The 19528-nt window shown below is 70.5% G+C and carries 19 protein-coding genes; 1 reads left to right on the forward strand and 18 read right to left on the reverse strand.

The genetic code is table 11. The annotated features are described in order from the left end of the window. Nucleotides 1-127: 127 nt before the first annotated feature. From AWQ68_RS17170 to AWQ68_RS17215, 10 genes are all read right to left on the reverse strand, one after another. Nucleotides 128-655 (reverse strand): OsmC family protein, encoded by a 528-nt coding sequence (locus tag AWQ68_RS17170; protein ID WP_066941503.1) that lies wholly within the window; start codon nt 653-655, stop codon nt 128-130. After that, nucleotides 652-1272, reverse strand: a complete 621-nt coding sequence (locus tag AWQ68_RS17175) for a VOC family protein (RefSeq protein WP_066941505.1) — start codon at nt 1270-1272, stop codon at nt 652-654. Before AWQ68_RS17175 ends, AWQ68_RS17170 begins: the two co-directional genes overlap by 4 nt. Continuing rightward, nucleotides 1269-1820, reverse strand: a complete 552-nt coding sequence (locus AWQ68_RS45015; protein WP_066941507.1) for an alkylhydroperoxidase domain protein — start codon at nt 1818-1820, stop codon at nt 1269-1271. Before AWQ68_RS45015 ends, AWQ68_RS17175 begins: the two co-directional genes overlap by 4 nt. Beyond that, complete coding sequence (locus AWQ68_RS45020) at nt 1817-2398, reverse strand: CMD domain protein (RefSeq protein ID WP_066941509.1); 582 nt, start codon at nt 2396-2398, stop codon at nt 1817-1819. The genes AWQ68_RS45015 and AWQ68_RS45020 overlap by 4 nt, the downstream gene beginning before the upstream one ends. Further along, on the reverse strand, nt 2395-3381 hold the full coding sequence (locus tag AWQ68_RS17190; RefSeq protein WP_066941511.1) for a putative FMN-dependent luciferase-like monooxygenase: 987 nt from the start codon (nt 3379-3381) through the stop codon (nt 2395-2397). Before AWQ68_RS17190 ends, AWQ68_RS45020 begins: the two co-directional genes overlap by 4 nt. Beyond that, nucleotides 3378-4907, reverse strand: coding sequence for a dipeptide ABC transporter ATP-binding protein (locus AWQ68_RS17195; protein WP_066941514.1), 1530 nt, complete (start codon nt 4905-4907; stop codon nt 3378-3380). Before AWQ68_RS17195 ends, AWQ68_RS17190 begins: the two co-directional genes overlap by 4 nt. After that, the gene (locus AWQ68_RS17200; protein ID WP_084464099.1) at nt 4904-5671 is read right to left on the reverse strand and encodes an ABC transporter permease; all 768 of its coding nucleotides are present in this window, start codon (nt 5669-5671) and stop codon (nt 4904-4906) included. Before AWQ68_RS17200 ends, AWQ68_RS17195 begins: the two co-directional genes overlap by 4 nt. Next, entirely contained in the window at nt 5668-6573 is a 906-nt protein-coding gene (locus AWQ68_RS17205) for an ABC transporter permease (RefSeq protein WP_066941516.1), read from the reverse strand. The genes AWQ68_RS17200 and AWQ68_RS17205 overlap by 4 nt, the downstream gene beginning before the upstream one ends. Continuing rightward, nucleotides 6570-8189, reverse strand: coding sequence for a TIGR04028 family ABC transporter substrate-binding protein (locus AWQ68_RS17210; protein WP_066941518.1), 1620 nt, complete (start codon nt 8187-8189; stop codon nt 6570-6572). Before AWQ68_RS17210 ends, AWQ68_RS17205 begins: the two co-directional genes overlap by 4 nt. 179 nt (nt 8190-8368) lie before the next feature. Continuing rightward, nucleotides 8369-9334, reverse strand: coding sequence for a helix-turn-helix transcriptional regulator (locus tag AWQ68_RS17215; protein WP_066941520.1), 966 nt, complete (start codon nt 9332-9334; stop codon nt 8369-8371). Nucleotides 9335-9386: 52 nt separating this feature from the next. Between AWQ68_RS17215 and AWQ68_RS17220 the strand changes: the two genes are divergently transcribed. Next, nucleotides 9387-10532 (forward strand): epoxide hydrolase family protein, encoded by a 1146-nt coding sequence (locus tag AWQ68_RS17220; protein ID WP_066941522.1) that lies wholly within the window; start codon nt 9387-9389, stop codon nt 10530-10532. 238 nt (nt 10533-10770) lie between these two features. Here the strand turns inward: AWQ68_RS17220 and AWQ68_RS17225 are convergent, their stop codons facing one another. From AWQ68_RS17225 to AWQ68_RS17260, 8 genes are read right to left on the reverse strand one after another with little or no spacing between them, the layout of a single operon-like run. Next, complete coding sequence (locus tag AWQ68_RS17225) at nt 10771-12222, reverse strand: aldehyde dehydrogenase family protein (RefSeq protein WP_066941524.1); 1452 nt, start codon at nt 12220-12222, stop codon at nt 10771-10773. Next, complete coding sequence (locus AWQ68_RS17230) at nt 12219-12887, reverse strand: HD domain-containing protein (RefSeq protein ID WP_066941526.1); 669 nt, start codon at nt 12885-12887, stop codon at nt 12219-12221. Before AWQ68_RS17230 ends, AWQ68_RS17225 begins: the two co-directional genes overlap by 4 nt. Then, the gene (locus tag AWQ68_RS17235) at nt 12884-14161 is read right to left on the reverse strand and encodes an NAD(P)/FAD-dependent oxidoreductase (protein ID WP_066941528.1); all 1278 of its coding nucleotides are present in this window, start codon (nt 14159-14161) and stop codon (nt 12884-12886) included. The genes AWQ68_RS17230 and AWQ68_RS17235 overlap by 4 nt, the downstream gene beginning before the upstream one ends. Before the next feature lies 1 nt (nt 14162). Then, entirely contained in the window at nt 14163-14483 is a 321-nt protein-coding gene (locus AWQ68_RS17240; RefSeq protein WP_066941530.1) for a 2Fe-2S iron-sulfur cluster-binding protein, read from the reverse strand. A 19-nt stretch (nt 14484-14502) separates the two neighbouring features. Beyond that, nucleotides 14503-15270, reverse strand: coding sequence for an SDR family NAD(P)-dependent oxidoreductase (locus AWQ68_RS17245; RefSeq protein ID WP_066941531.1), 768 nt, complete (start codon nt 15268-15270; stop codon nt 14503-14505). A gap of 3 nt (nt 15271-15273) precedes the next feature. After that, nucleotides 15274-17097 carry a PEP-utilizing enzyme gene (locus AWQ68_RS17250; RefSeq protein ID WP_066941533.1) on the reverse strand — a complete coding sequence of 608 codons (1824 nt, stop codon included), beginning with the start codon at nt 17095-17097 and terminating at the stop codon, nt 15274-15276. Between the two features lie 37 nt (nt 17098-17134). Further along, on the reverse strand, nt 17135-18244 hold the full coding sequence (locus AWQ68_RS17255; protein WP_066941535.1) for a PEP/pyruvate-binding domain-containing protein: 1110 nt from the start codon (nt 18242-18244) through the stop codon (nt 17135-17137). Next, nucleotides 18241-19500, reverse strand: a complete 1260-nt coding sequence (locus AWQ68_RS17260; RefSeq protein ID WP_218006904.1) for a cytochrome P450 — start codon at nt 19498-19500, stop codon at nt 18241-18243. Before AWQ68_RS17260 ends, AWQ68_RS17255 begins: the two co-directional genes overlap by 4 nt. Nucleotides 19501-19528 lie beyond the last annotated feature (28 nt).

The raw sequence follows: 19528 nt of genomic DNA on the forward strand, positions 1-19528 counted from the left end.
AACGGAGAATTCGGCGAGGGACGTCCGCGAGCCCCTACGGCCCTGGAGCGCGGCGGCGACCACTGAGATCTCGCCCGGCGGAGAAACCGGACCCCGGCCCGTGCCGACAGCGCGGGCCGGGGCGGGGTCAGGCGGCGACCCGGACGATCGTGCCCGAGATGTTCTGCGGGTTCCGGATGAGGTTGAGGATGGGGCAGACCCGCTCGACCTCGGCGTGCAGCCGGGCGAGCTCCTCGTCCGAGGCGGGCGAGTCCAGGTGGACCTCGTAGCGGAAGTTCTGCGGATAGACCGGGATGTCGGTGGCGTCCGGCGACTGGGCGCGCGGGTCGTACTCGGCCCGCACGTCCACCGACAGCGCGTCGATCGGCACCTCCAGCTCGGCCGCCTTGATCAGGAAGATGTGCGTCACGCAGCTTCCCAGCACACCCGCCTGCAGCTCCGGCGAAGCGGGCCCGAGGTCGTACCCGGCGAAGTCGGGACCGCTGTCGCTGAGGATCTGGAAGTCGCGGATCCTGATCCGCCGCACGCCGCTGCGGCCTTCGGCGGTCACGGTCGCGCGCAGCGGCACCGGACCGCCGCCGCTCTCCGCCGTGGCGGTGCGGCGGGCGAGGAGCGCGGCGCGCTTCTGGGTGAGGTATTCACGAAGGGTGCTCATGCGAGTGTCACCTGTCCTTCCGGAGTGTCGAGTACGGCACGCAGTCCGGGGGCCGGGCCGCGCTCGACCGGGACCGTGACTCCGAGGGCGTCCAGGGGGCCGCGCGCCGACGCGGGCTCCGGATGGATCACGGTGAAGGACGCCAGGGAGAGGGCCGGGATGCCCGAGGCCGAGGGGTGCGCGGTGCTCCCCCAGTCGATGATGAACGGCGTGGTGCGCACGGCCGCCGGGTCGTCGCGCCTGGTCAGCCGCCATTCGAGGAGCGTGCCGTCGGGCGTGCGCCGCGAGAGCGGCTCGATGGAGCCCGGGTCGTAACCGGCCTCGCGGGCCTGCCGTACGGTCGCCTCGATGTCGCCGGTGCGTACGGCCCACGCGGCGAGCGTCGGCTCGGTCAGCGCCTCCAGGCCGAAGGCACGCGGCCGGACCCCGGGCTGGGACGGGTCCGGACCGATGATCTCCAGGTAGGCGCCGTCGCCGAGGCCGACGAGGTAGTTGGCCGTGCCGCCGGGGTGCGCGCCGCCCGCCGAGGGGGCGACGCCGGTCAGCGTGGCGAAGGCCGCCACCCCGGCCTCGAGGTCGGGGACGGCGTACACGAGGTGGTCCAGTGCGATGGTCATGCGGGTTCTCCCAGGGAAAGCATGAGCCGGTTGGCCCAGTTGAAGAAGGCGGCGGCGTGGATCACGTCGCTGATCTCCAGGTCGTCGAGCCCGGCGGCGCGCAGGGCCGCCAGGTGGTCGGCGCCGAGCGCGCCGGGGGTCGCGGCCAGCGCCACAGCGGCGTCGATGATCGCCCGCCACCGCTCGTTCTGCGGCGCGTCGACGCCGTCGTCGAGCAGCCGCTGCACGTCGCCCGGGCGCTTGGAGTAGTGCGCGGCGAAGCGGGCGTGCACCGAGGCGCAGAAGACGCAGCCGTTGTGCCGCGAGGTCGCGGTCGCGGCCAGCTCCCGCTCGGCGCGCGGCAGGCCGCCGTCGGCGTTGTAGAAGATGTCGTTGTCGGTCGTGGTCCGCGCGTGCAGCACGCGCGGGTCGAGCGCCAGCAGCCGGAAGTACGGCGAGGCCGCGCGCGCCTTGTCGACGAGGGCGTGGCGGTGGGCCTCGGTCAGCTCGTCCTCGGCCGGCGGCTCCAGCCAGGGTTCCCAGCCGAGCTTGTCCTGCGTGAACTTCATCGGTCGGCTCCCAGGAGTCGCAGGCCCGCGACCACGCGGACCTGGAAGGTGAGAAAGGCGACGAGCTGCGAGATCGTCACCACGCCCGCGGTGGTCCAGCCGGCGTCGATGAGCGTCTTGAGCGCGTCGCGGCTCGACTCGCGGGGACGGAAGACCAGCAGGTGGGCGTGGTCGAGGGCGGCGGCCAGGCGCTCGCCGAGCGCGTCGCGCCGGGCCGCCCGGTAAGCCGGGCCGATCAGGCTCTCCTGGGCGAGCGCCGGCTCGTCGTACACGCCGTACGGGCCGACGGTCCGGGCCTCCTCGATCTCGCGCTCAATGGTCGCGACGAGGCCGGGGGCGTGCTCGGCCAGCCGGTCGGCGTAGTGGCGGGCGACGGCGGGGTCCTGGTGGAGACCGGCGACGAAGGCGGCCACGGCGGCGCGCTCGACCGACGTCACCTCCTCCTCCGAGTCGGGGGCGAACAGCGCGTCGTAGGCGCGCTGCGCGTGTTCGCGGGCGTCGGGACGCCGGTCGCGCAGCAGGTCCAGGCGGGAGCCGGGCCGGACCCTGGCCAGCGTGTCGATGACGTCGGCGGTCATGCGGTGGTTCCTTCCAATACCCCTCCCAACGCGGGAGCCACCTCGGTCGCGAGCAGCTCGATGGAGCGCAGGATCTGCTCGTGCGGCGGATCGATGGAGTGCACCTGGAAGACCAGGTCGGTGGCACGTTCCAGGGTCGGGTCCGCCTTCAGGCTCGCGACGACGTCCTCGGGGGTGCCGACGTGGGCGTCCCAGGCGGCGATCAGCGCGTCGACGCCGTCGCCGTCCGGCTGCCGGAGGCCCGGTTTGGCCAGCCCGCGGGCGGCCCAGTGCAGCGCCTCCTCGCGGGTGTCGGCGACGAACGCGGTGCGCGAGGCCATGACCCGGGGGGCGACGCCGGAGGGCAGGCCGGCGTAGTAGGCGTCCACGATGGGCTTCTGGATCTCGGCCAGCGTGGCGTGCGGCGCCCCCTCGGGCCTGGGCTGGGTGCGCGAGAGCATCAACCCGTTGCCCGCCCGTCCGGCGCGCGCGCCGCCGTAGACGGAGAACGTGGCCTCCCAGATCGCGTCGAGCAGCGCCGGCGCGGCCGGGTAGAGGTGGTTGCCGCCGCCCAGGTCCTTGCCCGACCACGCGTCCACGAGCACCTGGAGGTGCTCGGCGTAGATGGAGCCGCGCTCGGCCGGGTCCTTGCCGAAGGCGGTGAACGCCGTGGGCGTGCCGCCGCCGCCCACGCCGACCTCCAGCCGCCCGCCGGACAGCAGGTCGAGTACCGCGGCGTCCTCGGCCACGCGCACCGGGTGCTCCAGGGGCAGCGTGATGATGGCGGTGCCGAGCCTGATCCGGCTGGTACGCGCGGCCAGGTGGCTGAGGAAGACCAGCGGCGCGGGCAGGCCGCCCTCGTCGCCGTCGAAGTGGTGCTGGGCCACCCAGGCGGTGTCGAAGCCGAGACGTTCGGCGTGCTCGACCTGCTCGGCGGCCAGACGGTAGCGCTCGCCGGGCGGGGCGTCGTCGAGGACCCGGGTGAAGAAGCCGATCCTGGTCATCGCACCGGCTCCGCCACGGCGGCGAGCAGCTCGCGGGTGTAGTCCTCCTGTGGGCTGTCGAAGATCTGGCGTGTCGTCCCTGATTCCACGATTCGTCCCTTGCTCATTACGGAAACGGTGTGCGATATCTGCCGCACGACGGCGAGGTCGTGGGAGATGAAGAGATAGGTGAGTCCGAGGTCGCGCTGGAGCTCCTCCAGCAGCGTCAGGATCTGCGCCTGGACGGTCACGTCCAGCGCGGAGACGGCCTCGTCGAGCACGACCACCTCGGGCTCGACGGCGAGCGCGCGGGCGATCGCCACCCGCTGCCGCTGCCCGCCGGACAGCTCCGCGGGCCGGCGCCCGAGCAGCGTCTCGGACAGCGCCACCCGCTCCAGCAGCTCCCGCACCCGGGCGCGGCGGGCGGTCCGGTCGCCGAGGCGGAAGTTGCGCAGCGGCTCCTCCACGATCGCGGCGACCGTCTGGCGGGGGTCGAGTGAGCCGTACGGGTTCTGGTAGACGAGCTGCACCCTGCGCCGGAAGTCGCGCGGGCCGACCGGGTCGCCGCCGATCACGACCTCGCCCGACGTGGCCTTGGTGAAGCGGGTCACGATGCGGGCCGTCGTGGTCTTGCCCGAACCCGACTCGCCGACCAGGGCGTGGGTGGTGCCCCGCCGTACCTCGAAGGAGACGCCGTCGACGGCGCGGAAGGAGCCGAACTCCTTGACGAGGTCGCGCACGACGATGGCGGGCTCGGCCGCGGCGTCGAAGGGCTTGAACGGGCGCGCGGTGAGCGCCGGGGCGTCCTGGAAGAGGCGGCGGGTGTACGGCGAGGCGGGCGCGGCGAGCACCTCGCGGACGCCGCCCGACTCCTCGATCAGGCCGTCCTTCATCACGACCAGGCGGTCGGCGCGCGCCGCCGCCACGCCGAGATCGTGGGTGACCAGGAGGACGGCGGTGCCGTACTCGTTCCTGAGGTCGTCGATGAGGTCGAGGATGCGGCGCTGGACGGTGACGTCCAGGGCGCTGGTCGGCTCGTCGGCGATGATCAGGCCGGGGCGCAGGGCGATCGCGATGGCGATGAGCACACGCTGGCGCATGCCGCCGGAGAGTTCGTGCGGGTACTGGCCGGCGCGGCGCTCGGGGTCGTCGAGGCCGACGCGGGTGAGCAGCTCGATCACCCGCCGCCTGATGCCCGCTCTGTCGCCGTAATTGTGGATCTTGAGGATCTCGCCGATCTGCCGGCCGATCTTCATGACCGGGTTCAGCGAGTTCGACGGGTCCTGCGGGACCAGGCCGATCCGGTGTCCCCGGATCGACCGCAGGCGGCGCTGCGACCAGCCCGCGATGTCGACACCGTTGAGCAGGATCTCGCCCGAGGACGCCGGGTGCAGGCCGGTGATCGCGTTGGCCGTCGTCGTCTTGCCGGAACCGGACTCGCCGACCACGGCGACGACCTCTCCCCGCTCGACCGTGAACGACACGCCCTTGACCGCGACCTGCCGGCCGTACGCGACCGTGAGATCCCGGACGTCGAGGAGGCTCATCTGATCTCCTTCGAGATGCGACCGGCGGCGAGCACCACGGCGACGACGACCGCGCCGGGCAGCGTGGTGAGCCACCACGAGGTGGCCAGGTAGTTGCGGCCCTCGGCGATGAGGAGCCCCCACTCGGGCGTGGGCGGCTCGGCGCCGTAGCCGAGGAAGCCGAGCGTGGAGATCGCCAGGATCGCCACGCCGAACTGCAGCGCCGACAGCGCGATGACCGGGCCGAGGGAGTTCGGCAGCACGTGCCGCCGGAGCACCCCGGCGAAGGTGCCGCCGCTGCCGAACGCGGCCTCGACGTAGTCGGTGCGGCGCACCCGGACCACCTCGGCCCTGGCCAGGCGGGCGAAGGAGGCGACGGAGCCGACGCCCACCGCGATCGCCACGTGCACCGTGCCCGGCCCGAGCAGGATGATCACGGTGAGCGCCAGCAGCAGCCCCGGCACCGACAGCAGCACGTCCATGATCCGCATGACGATCTCGTCGACCACCCCGCGCACTGAGCCGGCGATCAGGCCGAGCAGCGTGCCGAGCACCAGGCCGACGGCGACCGCGACGAGCGCGCCCGAGAGCGAATGGACCGATCCGTGCACCACCCGGGCGAACAGGTCGCGCCCCACGGCGTCCGTGCCGAACAGGTGCGCGGCGCTCGGCCCCTGGAGCTTCTCGGCCGGGACCCCGGCCAGCGGATCGTATCCGGTGAACAGCGAGGGCATGGCGGCCCAGAGCACCACCAGGGCGATGACCGCCCACGACAGCCACTTCATGTCGCCAGCCTCGGGTCGAGCACCGGGAACAGCACGTCCACCAGCAGGTTGACCAGGACGAAGACGGTCGCGGCCAGCACCACCACGGCCAGGAGCACCGGAGTGTCCTGCGCGTTGACCGCCTGCTCGGTGAGGCGGCCGATGCCGCTCCGGCCGAAGACGGTCTCGGTGACCACGGACCCGGCGATCAGCTCGCCGAACACCAGGCCCGCCACGGTCAGCGTCGGCGGCAGCGCGTTGCGCGCGACGTGCCGCCACAGGATCCAGGAGCGCGAGGCGCCCTTGGCCGCCACCACCGGCACGAACGGCTGGGTGAGCACCTGGTCGATGCTGCGCGCGAGGACCTGCGCGATCGGCGCGGAGATCGGGACGGCCAGCGTGAGCACCGGCAGCACGAGCTGCTGGAGCTCGGTGCCGCCGATGACCGGGACCAGCCGGAGCCGGAACGAGAAGACCTGGATGAGCAGGATGCCGAGCCAGAACGCCGGGACCGAGATGAACAGGGAGGGCACCGCCAGCAGCAGGCCGCGCAGCCTGCCGCTGTACGCGGAGCCGAAGGCGATCAGCACGGCCAGCAGCACCGCCAGAACGAAGGCGCAGGTGGCGAGCTTGGCGGTCTCCGGCAGGCCTTCGGCCAGCCGTTCGACGACCGGGGTGCCGGTGTCGACCGAGTAGCCGAAGTCGCCGTGCAGGAAGCCGAGCACCGTGTGCAGGTAGCCGCCCGCGTCGTAGTACTCGCGGATCTTGGCGATCTGCTCCGGCGACAGCCCGAGTTCCGGGTTCTGGAACTTGATCAGGATGGAGTCGCCGGGCATGGCCTGGAGCAGGATGTACGCCGCGGTGAAGGCGGCCCACAGGACGAGCAGTGCCTGCCCTGCCCTTTTGAGCAGATATTTCGTCACTTACTGAGCCAGACAGAGTAGAAGCTCGGCCGGCCGACCGCCTCGAAGGCCGCCCCGTGGACGTACGGCGCGATGCCGTAGACCTGGGGCTCCTCGAAGAGCGGGATGGTGTACCCCTGGTCGATGACGTACCGCTGGATCTCGGCCACCTTCTCGTTCCGCTTGGCCTCGTCGGCGAGGGCCGACTCCTCCTCGAGGAGCTGGTCGAGCTTCTTGTCGTTGGAGAGGATCGCGTCGCGGTTCTTCGTGTGGAACTGGCTCTTGATCACGTCCTGGTCGGCGCGGCCGACCATCGAGTGGTTCACCGCCGTCTTCTCGGCGTTCTTGATGTCCACGGCCTGGGTGCCCGCGTCGGCGGGGCGGATCTCGAGCTTCACGCCGATCTTGGTCCACTGCTGGGCGACCAGCTCCAGGGTCTGCTTGGACAGCGGCTGCGGGCCGGCGACGAAGACGCCGAGCTGCAGCTTGACGCCGTCCTTCTCCCGAATGCCGTCGGCGCCGCGGGTCCACCCGGCCTCGTCGAGCAGCTTGTTGGCCGCGTCGGGGTCGTAGACGAGCTTGTCCGACAGGTCGACGTACCCGGCCGCCAGATGGCTGAGGACCGAGGTGGCCACGGGATAGTTGTCGGTGAAGAGGGTGTCCACGACCTCCTTGGCGTTCGTCCCGGCCTGCAGCGCCTTCCTGACCCTGATGTCCTTCAGGATGCTGTTGGCGGGGCGCAGGTAGAGGCCGTTGTTGACGCCGCGGGTGGGCTCGCCCTTGACGACGAAGCCCGCGCTCTTGACCGTCGCCTCGTCGTAGGCCTGCACGTACCGGATGTAGTCGGCCTGCCCCGAGGTCAGCGCGCCCACGCGGACGTTGTCCTCCGGCGTGACGATGATCTTGATGAGGTCGAGGTAGGCCCGGCCCTGGTGCGTGGAGGAGGGCGGCGCCCAGTTGTAGTCCTTGCGCGCCTGGAGGTCGATCTCCTTGTCGACGACCTGCTTGGCCACCGTGAACGGCCCCGAGCCGATGACGTTCTTGAGCTGGCACTGCTCCTCGTACGGCAGGCTGATCGTCTTCTTGGAGACCAGGCCGGCGCCGATCACGGAGGTGCCCTGGAGGAAGCCGGGCGACGGCTTGCTGAAGTGGAAGCGCACGGTCCTGGCGTCGATGACCTCGCTGCGCTCGTAGTTGTTGACGAACTCGGCCGGGGGCAGCTTGAGCTTCTCGTCTCCGAGGCCGTACACGTCGAAGTTCGCGGCCACGGCCTCGGCGTCGAGCGGCGTGCCGTCGCTGAACGTGACGCCGTCCCGCAGGTGGAAGGTGTACTCCGTGGCGTCCTCGTTGATCTCCCACTTGGTGGCGATCCACGGCTCGATCTTGAGCGTCTCGGGGTTCTGCCAGGTCAGCTTGTCGGTGAGCTGGTTGAGCACGCCGCCGTTCGGATAGAAGCCGGCCGCCGGAAGGTAGAGGCAGGTGGGCGGCTGGTGTTCCAGGTAGGTGAGCGTGCCGCCGTACACGGGTTCGCCGTCGCTCGTGGCCTGGACGCCGGCGCCGGAACCACCACAGGAGGTCAGAAGCCCCACGGCGGCGAGCATGGCCACGGTGACGACCGCAGGTCTGAAGGAGGACATGTTCCCAACAACCCTTCGCTTTCCGGGGGATCTGGAGGTAAACCGTAATACCTACCTGAATAGTAGGCAAATCCAAATCGCCAGGTGCCGCGGGCAGCGGTGGCACGACCGGCCGCTACCAGCTGGGGGCGGACTCGCCGGTGAGGCGGCGGGTCATCAGGTCGCTGGGCGTGGGCTTGTCAGGTAGGCGTGTGCGGCCGGGCCGCATCGACGAGGCGGGTGCCGAGCGCGTGAATGTGCTGGATGAGTTCGGGCGGTTCGTGCACCTGGAATGGGACACCGAGTTGCCCGATCCACATGGCCAGTTCGTCAAGGGAGTTCGATCCGGCGCTGAGGACGCACGCGTTGTCGTCGACCGGCTCGACCACCGCCATCGTCGGCGGCATCCTGGCGGCGATGACGTCGGCCGGGGCGTGCACCGTGAACCGGCCGCGATAGCGGTAGGGGTCGACGGAGATCCGCTCGGAGATGTAGCGGACGAGGTCGGCACTGGGCGGCTCGCGGGGCGTGAAGCGTGGCCCGTTCGGCGTGTACAGGCGCAGTCGGTCGACGCGGAACGTGCGCCAGTCGCCCCGGCCGGTGTCCCACGCCACCAGGTACCAGCGGCGGCCCGCGTTCACCAGCCGGTACGGCTCGGCGGCGCGGCGGTCCGCGGTGCCGTCGTGAGAGCGGTAGTCGAACCGCAGGCTTTCCCGGTGGCGGACGGCCGCGGCGATCGCGGTGAGCACGGCCGGGTCCACGGCTGCGGCCTGGCCCGCCAGCGGGACCGTGACCGACCGCAGGTCGCCGACGCGGTGCCGGAGCCGGGACGGGAGGACCTGCTCGAGCTTGGCGAGGGCGCGAACCGAGGTCTCCTGGATGCCCGTCACGCCGGAGACGGCGGCGGTGCCGAGCCCGATGGCGACCGCGACCGCCTCGTCGTCGTCGAGCAGCAGCGGCGGCAGTCCGGTGCCGGCGCCGAGCCGGTAGCCGGGTGTGCCCGCGGCGGCGTGCACGACGTAGCCGAGTTCGCGTAGCCGGTCGATGTCGCGGCGGATCGTGCGGGGCGAGACGCCGAGCCGTTCGGCCAGCTCGGCGCCCGGCCAGTCCCTGGGGGTCTGCAGCAGCGACAGCAGCCGCAGCAGCCGCGCCGATGTCTCAAGCATGACGCCGATCCTAGGACTGAGGCTGTCCTAACCGGTATCTACTGTGACAGGCATGAACAACGACCCGCGAATTACCCCGTTCCAGATCGATATCCCGCAGGCACAGCTGGACGACCTGCACGCTCGGCTGGCGGCGGCCCGCTGGCCGGACGAACTGCCCGGCGTGGGCTGGTCCTACGGGGTGCCCGTCGGCTACGCGAAGAAACTGGCCGAGTACTGGCGCACCGGGTTCGACTGGCGTGCCGCCGAGGCGCGGCTGAACGCCTTCCCGCAGTTCACGACCCGCGTCGACGGACAGAACATCCACTTCCTGCACGTCCGCTCGCCCGAACCCGACGCGCTGCCGCTGGTCATCACGCACGGCTGGCCGGGCTCGGTCGCCGAGTTCTTGAAGGTCATCGGCCCGCTCAGCGACCCGGCGGCGCACGGCGGCGACCCGTCCGACGCCTTCCACGTCGTCGCCCCGTCGATCCCCGGGTTCGGCTTCTCCGGTCCCACCACCGAAACCGGCTGGGACCTGCAGCGGGTGGCGCGGGCGTGGGCGGTGCTGATGGACCGGCTCGGCTACCGGCGATACGGCGCGCAGGGCGGCGACAGCGGCGCGGTCATCTCGCCGATGCTCGGCCGCACCGCGCCGCAGAACGTCGTCGGCGTGCACGTCAACGGCGCGCTCGGGTTCCCCACCGGTGACCCGGCCGAGTTCGAGGGGCTCACCCATGCGGAACTCGCCCGCCTCGGTCAGTACCAGGACCAGGACCGGGCTGGTTACGCGATCATCCAGGCGACCCGGCCGCAGACCCTCGCGTTCGGGCTGCACGACTCGCCCGCGGCGCAACTGGCGTGGATCGTGGAGAAGTTCAAGGAATGGACCGACCCGGCCCGCGAACTGCCCGAGGACGCGGTGGACCTCGACCAGATGCTCACCGACGTGAGCATCTACTGGTTCACCCGGACCGCGGCCTCAGCCGCCCGTCTCTACAAGGAAGGGCAGAAGGGCTGGGGAGCGGTGGCCGAGTACTCCGCGCTGCCGCACGGCGTCGCCGTCTTCCCCGGCGACGCCGGGGTCCGGCGGATCGCGGAGCGCGAACACAACGTCGTGCACTGGTCGGAGTTCGAACGCGGCGGCCACTTCGCCGCGATGGAGGCACCCGACCTGCTCGTCGAGGACGTCAGGGCCTTCTTCCGCCCCATCCGCTGACCTCCTGACCCCGGCGGCCGGAGCCGCCGGGTCCTGTCGGCGGCAGCGATGTTCCCGGCACCACGGCCATGCACCCCGGCATGGCGGTTCTGCTCGCCGATCCGGTTCCCGGCGCGGGCTTCCGCATCGAGGCCGAGGAACACGTGAAGCCCCTGCTGTACTGCGTCCGAGCCGGCCGCCCGGAGTGACGTCGCCGGGAGTCGTCCGCGGTGGGCACCCAGGGGGCGGGCGCGGCCGTTCAGGCGGATGCCCGGCGGTGGATCGACTTGTACGTGATGTACTGCGCCAAACCTTCGACGCCGTACTCGACACCGAGCCCGGAGTCGTGGCGCCCGCCGAACGGCGCCGCGTGGTTGGAGGCGAAGAAGTTGATGCCGACGGATCCGGTGTCGATCCGCTCAGCGACGGCCTGCGCCTTGTCCGGGTCCGAGGAGAACACGATGCCGCCCAAACCGAAGTCGGTCGCGTTCGCGATGCGGATCGCCTCGTCGATGTCGCCGTATCGCTGCACGGTGACCACGGGGCCGAAGATCTCCTCGCGGGCCACGCGCATCCGAGGTGTGACATCGGCCAGCACGGTGGGCTCGATGAAGAAACCGGGGCGATCGGTGCGGGCGCGTCCCCCCGTGGTGACGCGCGCCCCTTCGGTGCGAGCCGACTCGATGAACTCGGACACGATCTCGAACTGGCGGCGGGTGGCGACCGGCCCGAAGACCGTGTCCGGGTCGAACGGATCGCCCTGAGGCGCGGCGGCGATCGTGCGGGTCACGCGGTCCACGATCTCGTCGTACCGCGTGTCCGGCGCCAGAATCCGGGTCGAGATGTAGCACGTCTGGCCGGTATTGCGCATGCAGGAGCGGATGAGCACCTGAGAGAAGTGGTCGAGGTCGACGTCGTCGAGGACGATCGCCGCGGACTTGCCGCCGAGTTCCAGGGTGACGGGCCTGAGCAGCTCACCGCAGGCGGCCGCGATGCGCCGGCCGACGTCCGTCGATCCGGTGAACGCGACCTTGTCGACGCCTGGATGGCGCACGAGGGCGTCGCCGGTCAGCCCGGTCCCGGTCACCAGGTTGACGACGCCGGGCGGCACACCGGCGTCGGCCGCCGCCTCGACGACGAACCGGATCGACAGAGGCGTGGCCTCGGCGGGCTTGACGACGGTCGCGCACCCGGCCAGCAGCGCGGGAGCGAGCTTGATCGCGACAAGGTTGATCGGGAAGTTCCAGGGTGCGATGAGCGCGCAGACGCCGATCGGCTCCCGGCGTACCAGCGTCTCTCCGATGCCGGTCGGAAAGGGACGGACGTCCTCGCGCTCCAGCTCCGGGGCGAGGGAGGCGAAGTAGCGGAAGACAGCCGCGGCGTTGGCGGCGGCTCCGCCGGTCTCGGCGATGGGCGAGCCGTTCTCGCGCGTGTTGGTGATCGCGAGGGGTTCGGCGCGCTTCTCGATCTCGTCGGCGATGCGCCGCAGTGCTTCCGCCCTTTCGCTCGGGCGGAGCCCCGGCCACGGCCCGGTGTCGAAGGCGCGGCGCGCCGCGGCGACCGCGGCGTCGAGGTCGTCCCGGGTGGCGGCCGGGACGCTGCCCCACATCTCCTCGGTCGCCGGGTCGGTGATCCCGATGCGCTCCGAACCGGTGGACGACACCCATGCTCCGTCGATGAAGTGGTCGTCCACGTGCGTCCAGGGGATCATCGCAGCACGTCCGTCTTCAGCAGGGCTTCGGAGCGCGCCAGTGAGGCGAGGGCCATCTCGATGGCCGCCTGGGTGAGCAACTCGGGCACGATCTCCGCGCGCAGCCGGTCGCAGTAGGTCGCCGGGTCCATCGAGAACCACCCGGAGGCGAGCGCGATGCCGGCGTGGTCGAACCGCCACAAGCGGTCGGCGTCCCGCACCAGCGCGTCTTCCAGCGAATACGCTTCGGCCCGCGTGTCGTGACCGTCGATGATCGCGGTGACCTGCTCGATGAAGGCGTCGTCGTATCCCAGCGGCGGCAGCACCTCGCGGGCGATCTCGCACCCCTGCTTCTCGTGCTCGTACCGGATGGCGGCCTTGCGCCAGTCGCCGGTGAAGCCTTCGGCGATAATCCGGGACTCGTCGACCCGCCCCCAGCCGACGTCGTGCAGCAGGATCGCCACTCTGACGAGCAGCGCGTCGGCCTCGGGGTGGGCGTCGCAGAGCCGCTCGGCGTACGCGAGGGACACGGGCAGGTGGATGTCGTTGGACCGTACCCGGGTCTCCGGCACGACCGCCGACCAGATCGTGTCCAGATCGGTGCCGCGGGCCGGGGTGAGCGCGATCGGCGAGGTGTCGACCGGCCCGTTGGCCGGGACCGGGGCCGCGGGGAGGGGCGTCGTCATGCTGGCTGGTTCCCTTCGTCGGGGGCGGCGACTTCCGCGAGCAGCGACCTCAGAGGAACGGCCGGGTCGGCGACGGCGTCGGGCGGCAGCGTCACTCCCTTGGTGAGCGCCTGTTTGACGGCCATGAAGTCGAGTGGAACGTTGACGCAGTCCGCGGCGACCAGACGGTCACCGCGGTAGTACAGGACCGAGTGTTTGAGCGGGTCGGCGGGGCTGCGGACGACGGTGCGGTCGTAGCCGGACGAAAGGCCGGCGATCTGCAGTTTGAGGTCGCCCTGGTTGGACCAGAACCACGGGATACCCGCGTACTCCCCCTGCCGGCCGATCAGGGCGTGGGCCGCGACCTTGGCCTGTTCGATGGCGTGATTGACGCTCTCGAAGCGGACGCGCTCGCCCGCGGGTGAGCCGGGCACGGGGTTGGGGAGGTTGGCGCAGTCGCCGACGGCGAGTGTCGTGCCGTCGGAGGCGACGGCATGGCGATCGACGACGATGCCGTTGTCGCAGCGCAGCCCCATCTCCTCGGCGAGTTCGGTGTTCGGGACGACGCCGATGCCGACGAGGACGATGTCGGCCGCGATCTCCTCGCCGCCGGCGCGGACGGCGCGCACCTTGCCGCCATGGCCGACGATCTCGTCCACGGCGCTGCCGAGCCGGATGTCGATGCCGGCTCGACGATGGTGGTCGAGGATGAACCGCGAGGTCTCGGCTCCGACGGCGCGCGCCACCAGGCGGTCGGCGAACTCCAGGAGCGTGACCCGCTTGCCGAGGGCGTGCAGGCCGGCGGCGGCCTCGATGCCGATGAACCCTCCGCCGATGACGACCACGCGCTCGGCCCCCGCCGTACGGGCCTTGAGTTCGAGTGCGTCATCGGCGTTGCGCAGGTAGAGCACCCCGTCCAGGCCGGCGCCGGGGACATCGAGCCGCCGGGCCCGTGCCCCGACGGTCAGTGCCAGCCGGCCGAACGGGAACGCACGTCCACTGGTCGACCATGCGGTGCCCGTGCCGTCCGGTGTGGTGACGATCTTCTCGATGCGTTCACCCTTGACGACGGTGATGCGATGCTCGTCCCAGAACTCCTGGCTCCGGAAGATCAGAGATTCCTTGGTGATCTTGTCCTGGAGGAAGTCCTTGGACAGCGCGGGCCGCTGGTAGGGACGGTGATTCTCATCGCCCAGCAGGGTCACCGGCGCGGCATACCCCAGGGCGCGCGACGACACCGCCAGCTGCACCCCCGCCTGGGAGGAACCGATGATCAACAGGCCGTTCTCGCTCATGTCAGACCTGTGTCTCGGGCAGTGTGACGCGCAGGCCCATGTCCTCGGTCACCCGGATCTGGCACGACAGCCGCGACGTGCCGGTGCGGTCGACGGCCGTGCCCCACAGCATCTCGTCCTCCATCTCCTCCATCGGCGGGAGAGAGGCGAAGTCGTCCTCGTCGACGATGACATGGCAGGTCGCGCACGACAGTGATCCGCCGCATTCGGCGACGACGCCGCTGATGCCGTTGCGTACGGCGGTCTCCATCACCGAGTCGCCGATGTTGGCCTCGATGGTTCGCGTCTCGCCGTCGGCGGCGGCGAAGGTGATCTTCGGCATGCTGCTCCTGGTGGTGGTCTCAGATGAACTGGCGGCCGCCGTCGACGACCAGGGTCTGTCCGCTCGTGTAGGCGGCGCCGGGTCCGGCGAGGAAGAGCGCGGCGCCGACGATGTCGTCCGGCCGGCCGGCGCGTCGCAACGCTCCCCGGTCGACGCCGTAGGACTCGGCGTTCTCGATGAGCCCGTAGCTTGCCTCGGTGAGCGTGAAGCCGGGGGCGATCGCGTTGACCGTGATCGATCGGCGGCCGAGCTCCTTGGCCATGACCCGGGTCATGGCGATGACCGCGCCCTTGGAGGCGACGTAGTGGGCCCACTGCTCCGAACCGGAGTAGACGGTGGCCGAGGACAGGTTGACGACCCGGCCGCCCTCGGGCAGGTACGGGCTGGCCGCCCGCACGACCAGCCACGGTCCCTTGACGTTGACCGCCATCACCCGATCCCACTCGGCGGGATCGATCTGCTCCAGAGGTGAGCGGGTCACGGTGGCGTACAGCGCGGCGTTGTTGACGAGTACGTCGATCCTCCCGCCGCCGAAGTCCGCCACCGCCGCCGCGAGCGCTTCGGTGGAATCGACGGAGGTCACATCGACGTGTCCGTGCCAGGCGGCGGCGCCTGCTTCCTTGACGAGGCGGGCGGTCTCCTCGGCTCCGTCGGCGTCGATGTCGGCGACGGCTACGGCGTATCCGTGCGAGGCGAAGCCCAGGGCGAAGGCGCGGCCGAGGCCGCCGGCCGCTCCCGTGACGAGTACGGTGCGCCCGGCGCCCGCGGCGTCCGGAGTGGTCGGCACGCCTCAGTCCTCGAGGATCTCGACACGGCCGGCGTTGCCGTCGACCCGGATGAGCTGCCCGGTACGGATCGTCGTCGATCCGTTGCCGGTCCCCGTGACAGCGGGAAGGCCGTACTCGCGGCAGACGATCGCGGCGTGGCTCATCATGCCGCCGATGTCGGTGACGGTCGCCTTGATCTTGCCGAAGATCGGTCCCCACGACGGCGCGGTGATCGTGGCGACGAGGATCTCGCCCTCCTGGACCTCGCTCAGCTGGTCGGCGTGGTGGACGACACGGGCGCGTCCCTCGGCGACGCCGGGCGAGGCGGACATGCCCGTGATGGCGCTGTCGGAGCCGGAGTCGTCGCCGAGCCACTGCTGGACCTGCTCGGTCGTGATGCCCCACAGCATCATCGTGAACGGCTCGGTGATCTGGGCCGGCGGCGTGTTGAGCGCGGGCTGCGGACGCCGGCTGCCGAGGGCGTCGATGATGCCGCGGCGGCGGTCGATCTCCGCGGGCCAGTAGCTCGGTCCGGTCGCCTCGGCGCCGACCGCCCATCCGGTCACGAGGTCGAACAGGGCGTCGCGCACCTCGCCGCGGGTGAGGTACAGCAGGTCGCCCTCGTCGGCCCAGAAGCCGGCCGCCACGAACACCCTGCTGAGCTCACGGACCTTGCGCCAGAACACCCCCATCGTCCAGTGCTCGATGTAGAAGTTGTGGTTCTCGACATACGGGTACGCGGTCACGGCCAGACCGTGCTTGACGTCGAAGGCGGCCAGGTTCTCCCCGTCGAGCAGCGACCGGTACTCGGCCACGATCCGGTCGCGCTCGGCGACGAGCTCGTCGATCGGGCGGAGGATCCGCTGCCCCTCGTCGACCCGGCGGATGTAGTCCTTGATGTAGCCCAGGGGGATCTCCTGGTGCTCGATCCAGTACTTGTCGTGTCCGTAGAAGCCGTTGCCGACGGTGAAGTTGAACCAGGGGTCCTGGGCGGCGCGGTAAGCGTCCAGCCACCGCCGCCCACCGGAGAGATCGCCGACGCGAGCCAGGGTCCCCTCGACGTCGTCGGTGTTCTCGAACGCGGACTGCAGGCCGAGCTCGACCGCGAGCGTGGCGAGCTTCTTCAGCTCGTCGTCGGGACGGAACAGCTCCATGTCGACGCCCTGGACCATCTTGGCGATGGCCTGGTCGGGGATGTCGGGGAAGACCTGCTTGGCGAAGGTGAAGAAGTCGAGGTAGGCCAGATAGCCGAGGTTGAGGAACTCGAAGTGGTACTGCCAGTTCTGGTAGACGAGCTGGATAAGCCGGTCGTAGTTCTCCATCAGGACTTCGGAGCCGTCCTTGGCCTTGCCGCTGACGATGTCGGCGAACGGCACCATCTCCGGGAGGCCGGCGAAGGTCAGCGTCTCCAGTTCGTCGATGGTGGCGCGGACCTTGAGCTTCCACTGCTCCAGCAGGCTGTCCCAGTTCTGGAAGTAGTGGCCGACCCGCCGCTCGAACTCGGGCACTCGGGCCGCGATCCGGTTCTCGGGCACCGGCACGGGGCTCATGTAGAGGTAGCCGAGGTGGATCTTGAACTCGATGCCGTTGGCCGGGGGAATGAGCAGGTGCCTGGTGTTGTACTGGCCCAGACACTTGACCGCGAACTCGCCGCCGATGGTCTCGAACGGCTTGAACACCGTCGGCCAGTGCTGGCTGTCGCAGAACCAGAACTTCTCGTCGTCCGAGCCGCTCAGGTTCTGGAACACGAGGTTGTAGGGGTAGAGCTTCTCCCAGCCTTCCGCGCCCGGAGGAACCGGCAGCTCCGATGGCCGCGGGAAGGACTTCACTGCGGGTTCGACAGTCATGACTATCGGGGTCCTTGTCGTGAGAGGCGAAGTCGGTTCAGTTCGTCACGCTCGCGGCGCGGCCCGCGGTCAGATGCGCGGTGATGCTGCCGAGGCTGAAGCCGACGGGGGGTGGCGACGCCGTCGCCGGTGCGGCGACCGGCTTCGGCTTGGACGAATGGACGGTCTCCGGCCGTGACTGCAGCAGGAGCAGGTTCTGTCCGTCAGGAAGGTCCGCGTCGAGCGCCCACTCGACGTCCTGCGGGCACGCGTAGTGCCGCTCGGCGCGCTTGGCGAGTTCGGCGACGGCCTTGACCTGGTCGTCGGTCAGGCTCCGGACCGCTCGCCTGGCCGCGTCCACGTCGCGCTCGACGAGCCGGCCGCCGGCGCCGTCGGGCACCAGCTCGATGTGCTTGTCGCCGACGTGCTCCTCGACGATGCACATCAGCACCTTGTCGACCAGGATGTTGTCCGGTGTGACGTGGCCGGACACGACCGCCTCGCCCACCCCCCAGGACGCGTCGATCGTGATCTTCGAGCGGTCCCCGTTGCGGGGGTTGAGCGTCATCGCCACCCCGGCGACCCGGGCATGGACCATCTTCTGGACGGCGACGGCCATCGAGAGTCCGTCTTCGGGGACGGCGTTCCGCAGCCGGTACGTGATGGCGCGGCTGGTGTAGAGCGAGGCCCAGCACTTGCGGATGTGGTCGTGGACGTCGTGCTCGTCGACGAGCCACAGGTAGGTGTCCTGCTGGCCGGCGAAGCTCGCGTCCGGCAGATCCTCGGCGGTCGCCGACGACCGGACGGCCACCGGCACCGGCCGCTCGAACCGCCCCTGGAAGTCCGCCCACGCCTCGATCACCGGGCGTCGCAGCCGCTCTGGCACGGGGCGCGCGCAGATCTCGTCGCGGATGGCCGCCGACACGGCGTCGACGCTGACCACATCGTCGGGGTCGAGCCGGTTGAGCCTGTTCGCGATCACGTCGCGCAGCCCGGACTCCTCGACGAACGCGTCGTACAGCGCGGTGGTCACCGCGAAGCCCGGCGGCACGGGCATGCCGGCGGCGGTCATCGTGACCAGGGAGGCGCACTTCCCTCCGAGGAGGGCATGGTCCGGCTCGGTTCCGCCGTCGAAGAACTGGACGTACCGCGTGTCGAAGCCGCTCATGCGCGGGCCTCCCACTCCACCGGGACGCTGACCGGAGAACGGAACGAGAGGTTCTGACCGAAGGCGATCCGCGCGTCCTCGCGCAGCCGGACATCCGGGATGAGGCGGGCGATCTCCTCGATCGCGATCCTGGCCTGGAGCTTGGCGAGCATGTTGCCCAGGCAGTAGTGGATGCCGAATCCGAACGAGAGGTGCTCGCGCGCGTTGGGCCGGTCGATGTCGAAGACCTCCGGATCGTCGAACTTGGCGGCGTCCCGGTTCGCCGATCCCATGACGAGGAGGATGTCGGCTCCCTTCGGGATGTCGACGCCGCCGATCCGCGTGTCCGCCAGCGCGCGTCGCCGCCACGCCACGATCGATCCGCTGTGGCGCAACACCTCGTCGATGGCCGCCGGGATGAGCGAGGGACGGTCGACGACGCGCTGCCACTGGTCACGATGCGACAGCAGGACACGCAGGGCGTTCGCGATCAGGGTGGTGGTCGTCTCATGACCGGCGAACAGCAGGCTGTAGACGACAGAGGCGATCTCATGGTCGGAGATCTCGTCTCCGGCGGCCTGGGCCCGCACCAGGTCGCCGACCAGGGAGCCGCGCTCGTGCTCGTGGGCGTCGGCCACCAGGCGAAGGCATTCCTGCCAGTAGTCGACGAGGTTGTGCGCGTGCGGGATCTGCTCCTGATCGCTCAGGTCGCCCCAGGTCATCGCGGCCCGCGAGTCCGACCAGCGTTTGAAGGTGTCCACCTTGCCGGTGTCCGCCCCGATCAGCGTGAGGATGGTGACCGTCGGGACGTCGTAGGCGAGGTCGCGGACGAAGTCCCCGGCGGCCTCGGGCCGAGCCAGCATCCGCTCCAGCAGGGTGACGACGTGCTGCCGGATGCTCGGCTCAAGTGCCTTGTAACGGCGAGGCGTGAAGGCCTTGGCGGCCACCTTGCGGATGCGGGTGTGCTCCGGAGGAACACGCGCCGACAGGCCCGAGTAGGCCGTGAACCCGCCGTCGAGCATGATCCGCGTGGCTTCCGGCCCACGCTCGCGGACCGGTGCCTGGGCGTTCTCGCTGCTGAAGGTCTTCCAGTCCTCGAAGACCGCCTTGACGTCGTCGTACCGCGTGACCACCCAGCATCCGATGCGCTCGTCGAACATGACGGGCTCTTCGGAACGCAGCGCCGCGTACGCCGGGAAGGGGTCGTTCTGGTCGAACGGCTCATATCCGTGGTGGACGGGACACGATCGCGGGGCGGCGGTGAGGTTTGCGGTCACGCTCAACTCCACTTCATTTCGGGCATTT

The organism is Microtetraspora fusca, assembly GCF_001570365.1.
GTDB lineage: Bacteria > Actinomycetota > Actinomycetes > Streptosporangiales > Streptosporangiaceae > Microtetraspora > Microtetraspora fusca.

Bases quoted from the DNA above. Each gene is read 5' to 3' on its own strand.
- AWQ68_RS45015 (WP_066941507.1), bottom strand. From the start codon at position 1,820: ATGAAGTTCACGCAGGACAAGCTCGGCTGGGAACCCTGGCTGGAGCCG.
- AWQ68_RS17190 (WP_066941511.1), bottom strand. From the start codon at position 3,381: ATGACCAGGATCGGCTTCTTCACCCGGGTCCTCGACGACGCCCCGCCC.
- AWQ68_RS17195 (WP_066941514.1), bottom strand. From the start codon at position 4,907: ATGAGCCTCCTCGACGTCCGGGATCTCACGGTCGCGTACGGCCGGCAG.
- AWQ68_RS17240 (WP_066941530.1), bottom strand. From the start codon at position 14,483: ATGCCGAAGATCACCTTCGCCGCCGCCGACGGCGAGACGCGAACCATC.
- AWQ68_RS17200 (WP_084464099.1), bottom strand. From the start codon at position 5,671: ATGAAGTGGCTGTCGTGGGCGGTCATCGCCCTGGTGGTGCTCTGGGCC.
- AWQ68_RS17230 (WP_066941526.1), bottom strand. From the start codon at position 12,887: ATGACGACGCCCCTCCCCGCGGCCCCGGTCCCGGCCAACGGGCCGGTC.
- AWQ68_RS17220 (WP_066941522.1), top strand. From the start codon at position 9,387: ATGAACAACGACCCGCGAATTACCCCGTTCCAGATCGATATCCCGCAG.
- AWQ68_RS45020 (WP_066941509.1), bottom strand. From the start codon at position 2,398: ATGACCGCCGACGTCATCGACACGCTGGCCAGGGTCCGGCCCGGCTCC.
- AWQ68_RS17225 (WP_066941524.1), bottom strand. From the start codon at position 12,222: ATGATCCCCTGGACGCACGTGGACGACCACTTCATCGACGGAGCATGG.
- AWQ68_RS17215 (WP_066941520.1), bottom strand. From the start codon at position 9,334: ATGCTTGAGACATCGGCGCGGCTGCTGCGGCTGCTGTCGCTGCTGCAG.
- AWQ68_RS17255 (WP_066941535.1), bottom strand. From the start codon at position 18,244: ATGAGCGGCTTCGACACGCGGTACGTCCAGTTCTTCGACGGCGGAACC.
- AWQ68_RS17210 (WP_066941518.1), bottom strand. From the start codon at position 8,189: ATGTCCTCCTTCAGACCTGCGGTCGTCACCGTGGCCATGCTCGCCGCC.
- AWQ68_RS17170 (WP_066941503.1), bottom strand. From the start codon at position 655: ATGAGCACCCTTCGTGAATACCTCACCCAGAAGCGCGCCGCGCTCCTC.
- AWQ68_RS17175 (WP_066941505.1), bottom strand. From the start codon at position 1,272: ATGACCATCGCACTGGACCACCTCGTGTACGCCGTCCCCGACCTCGAG.
- AWQ68_RS17250 (WP_066941533.1), bottom strand. From the start codon at position 17,097: ATGACTGTCGAACCCGCAGTGAAGTCCTTCCCGCGGCCATCGGAGCTG.
- AWQ68_RS17235 (WP_066941528.1), bottom strand. From the start codon at position 14,161: ATGAGCGAGAACGGCCTGTTGATCATCGGTTCCTCCCAGGCGGGGGTG.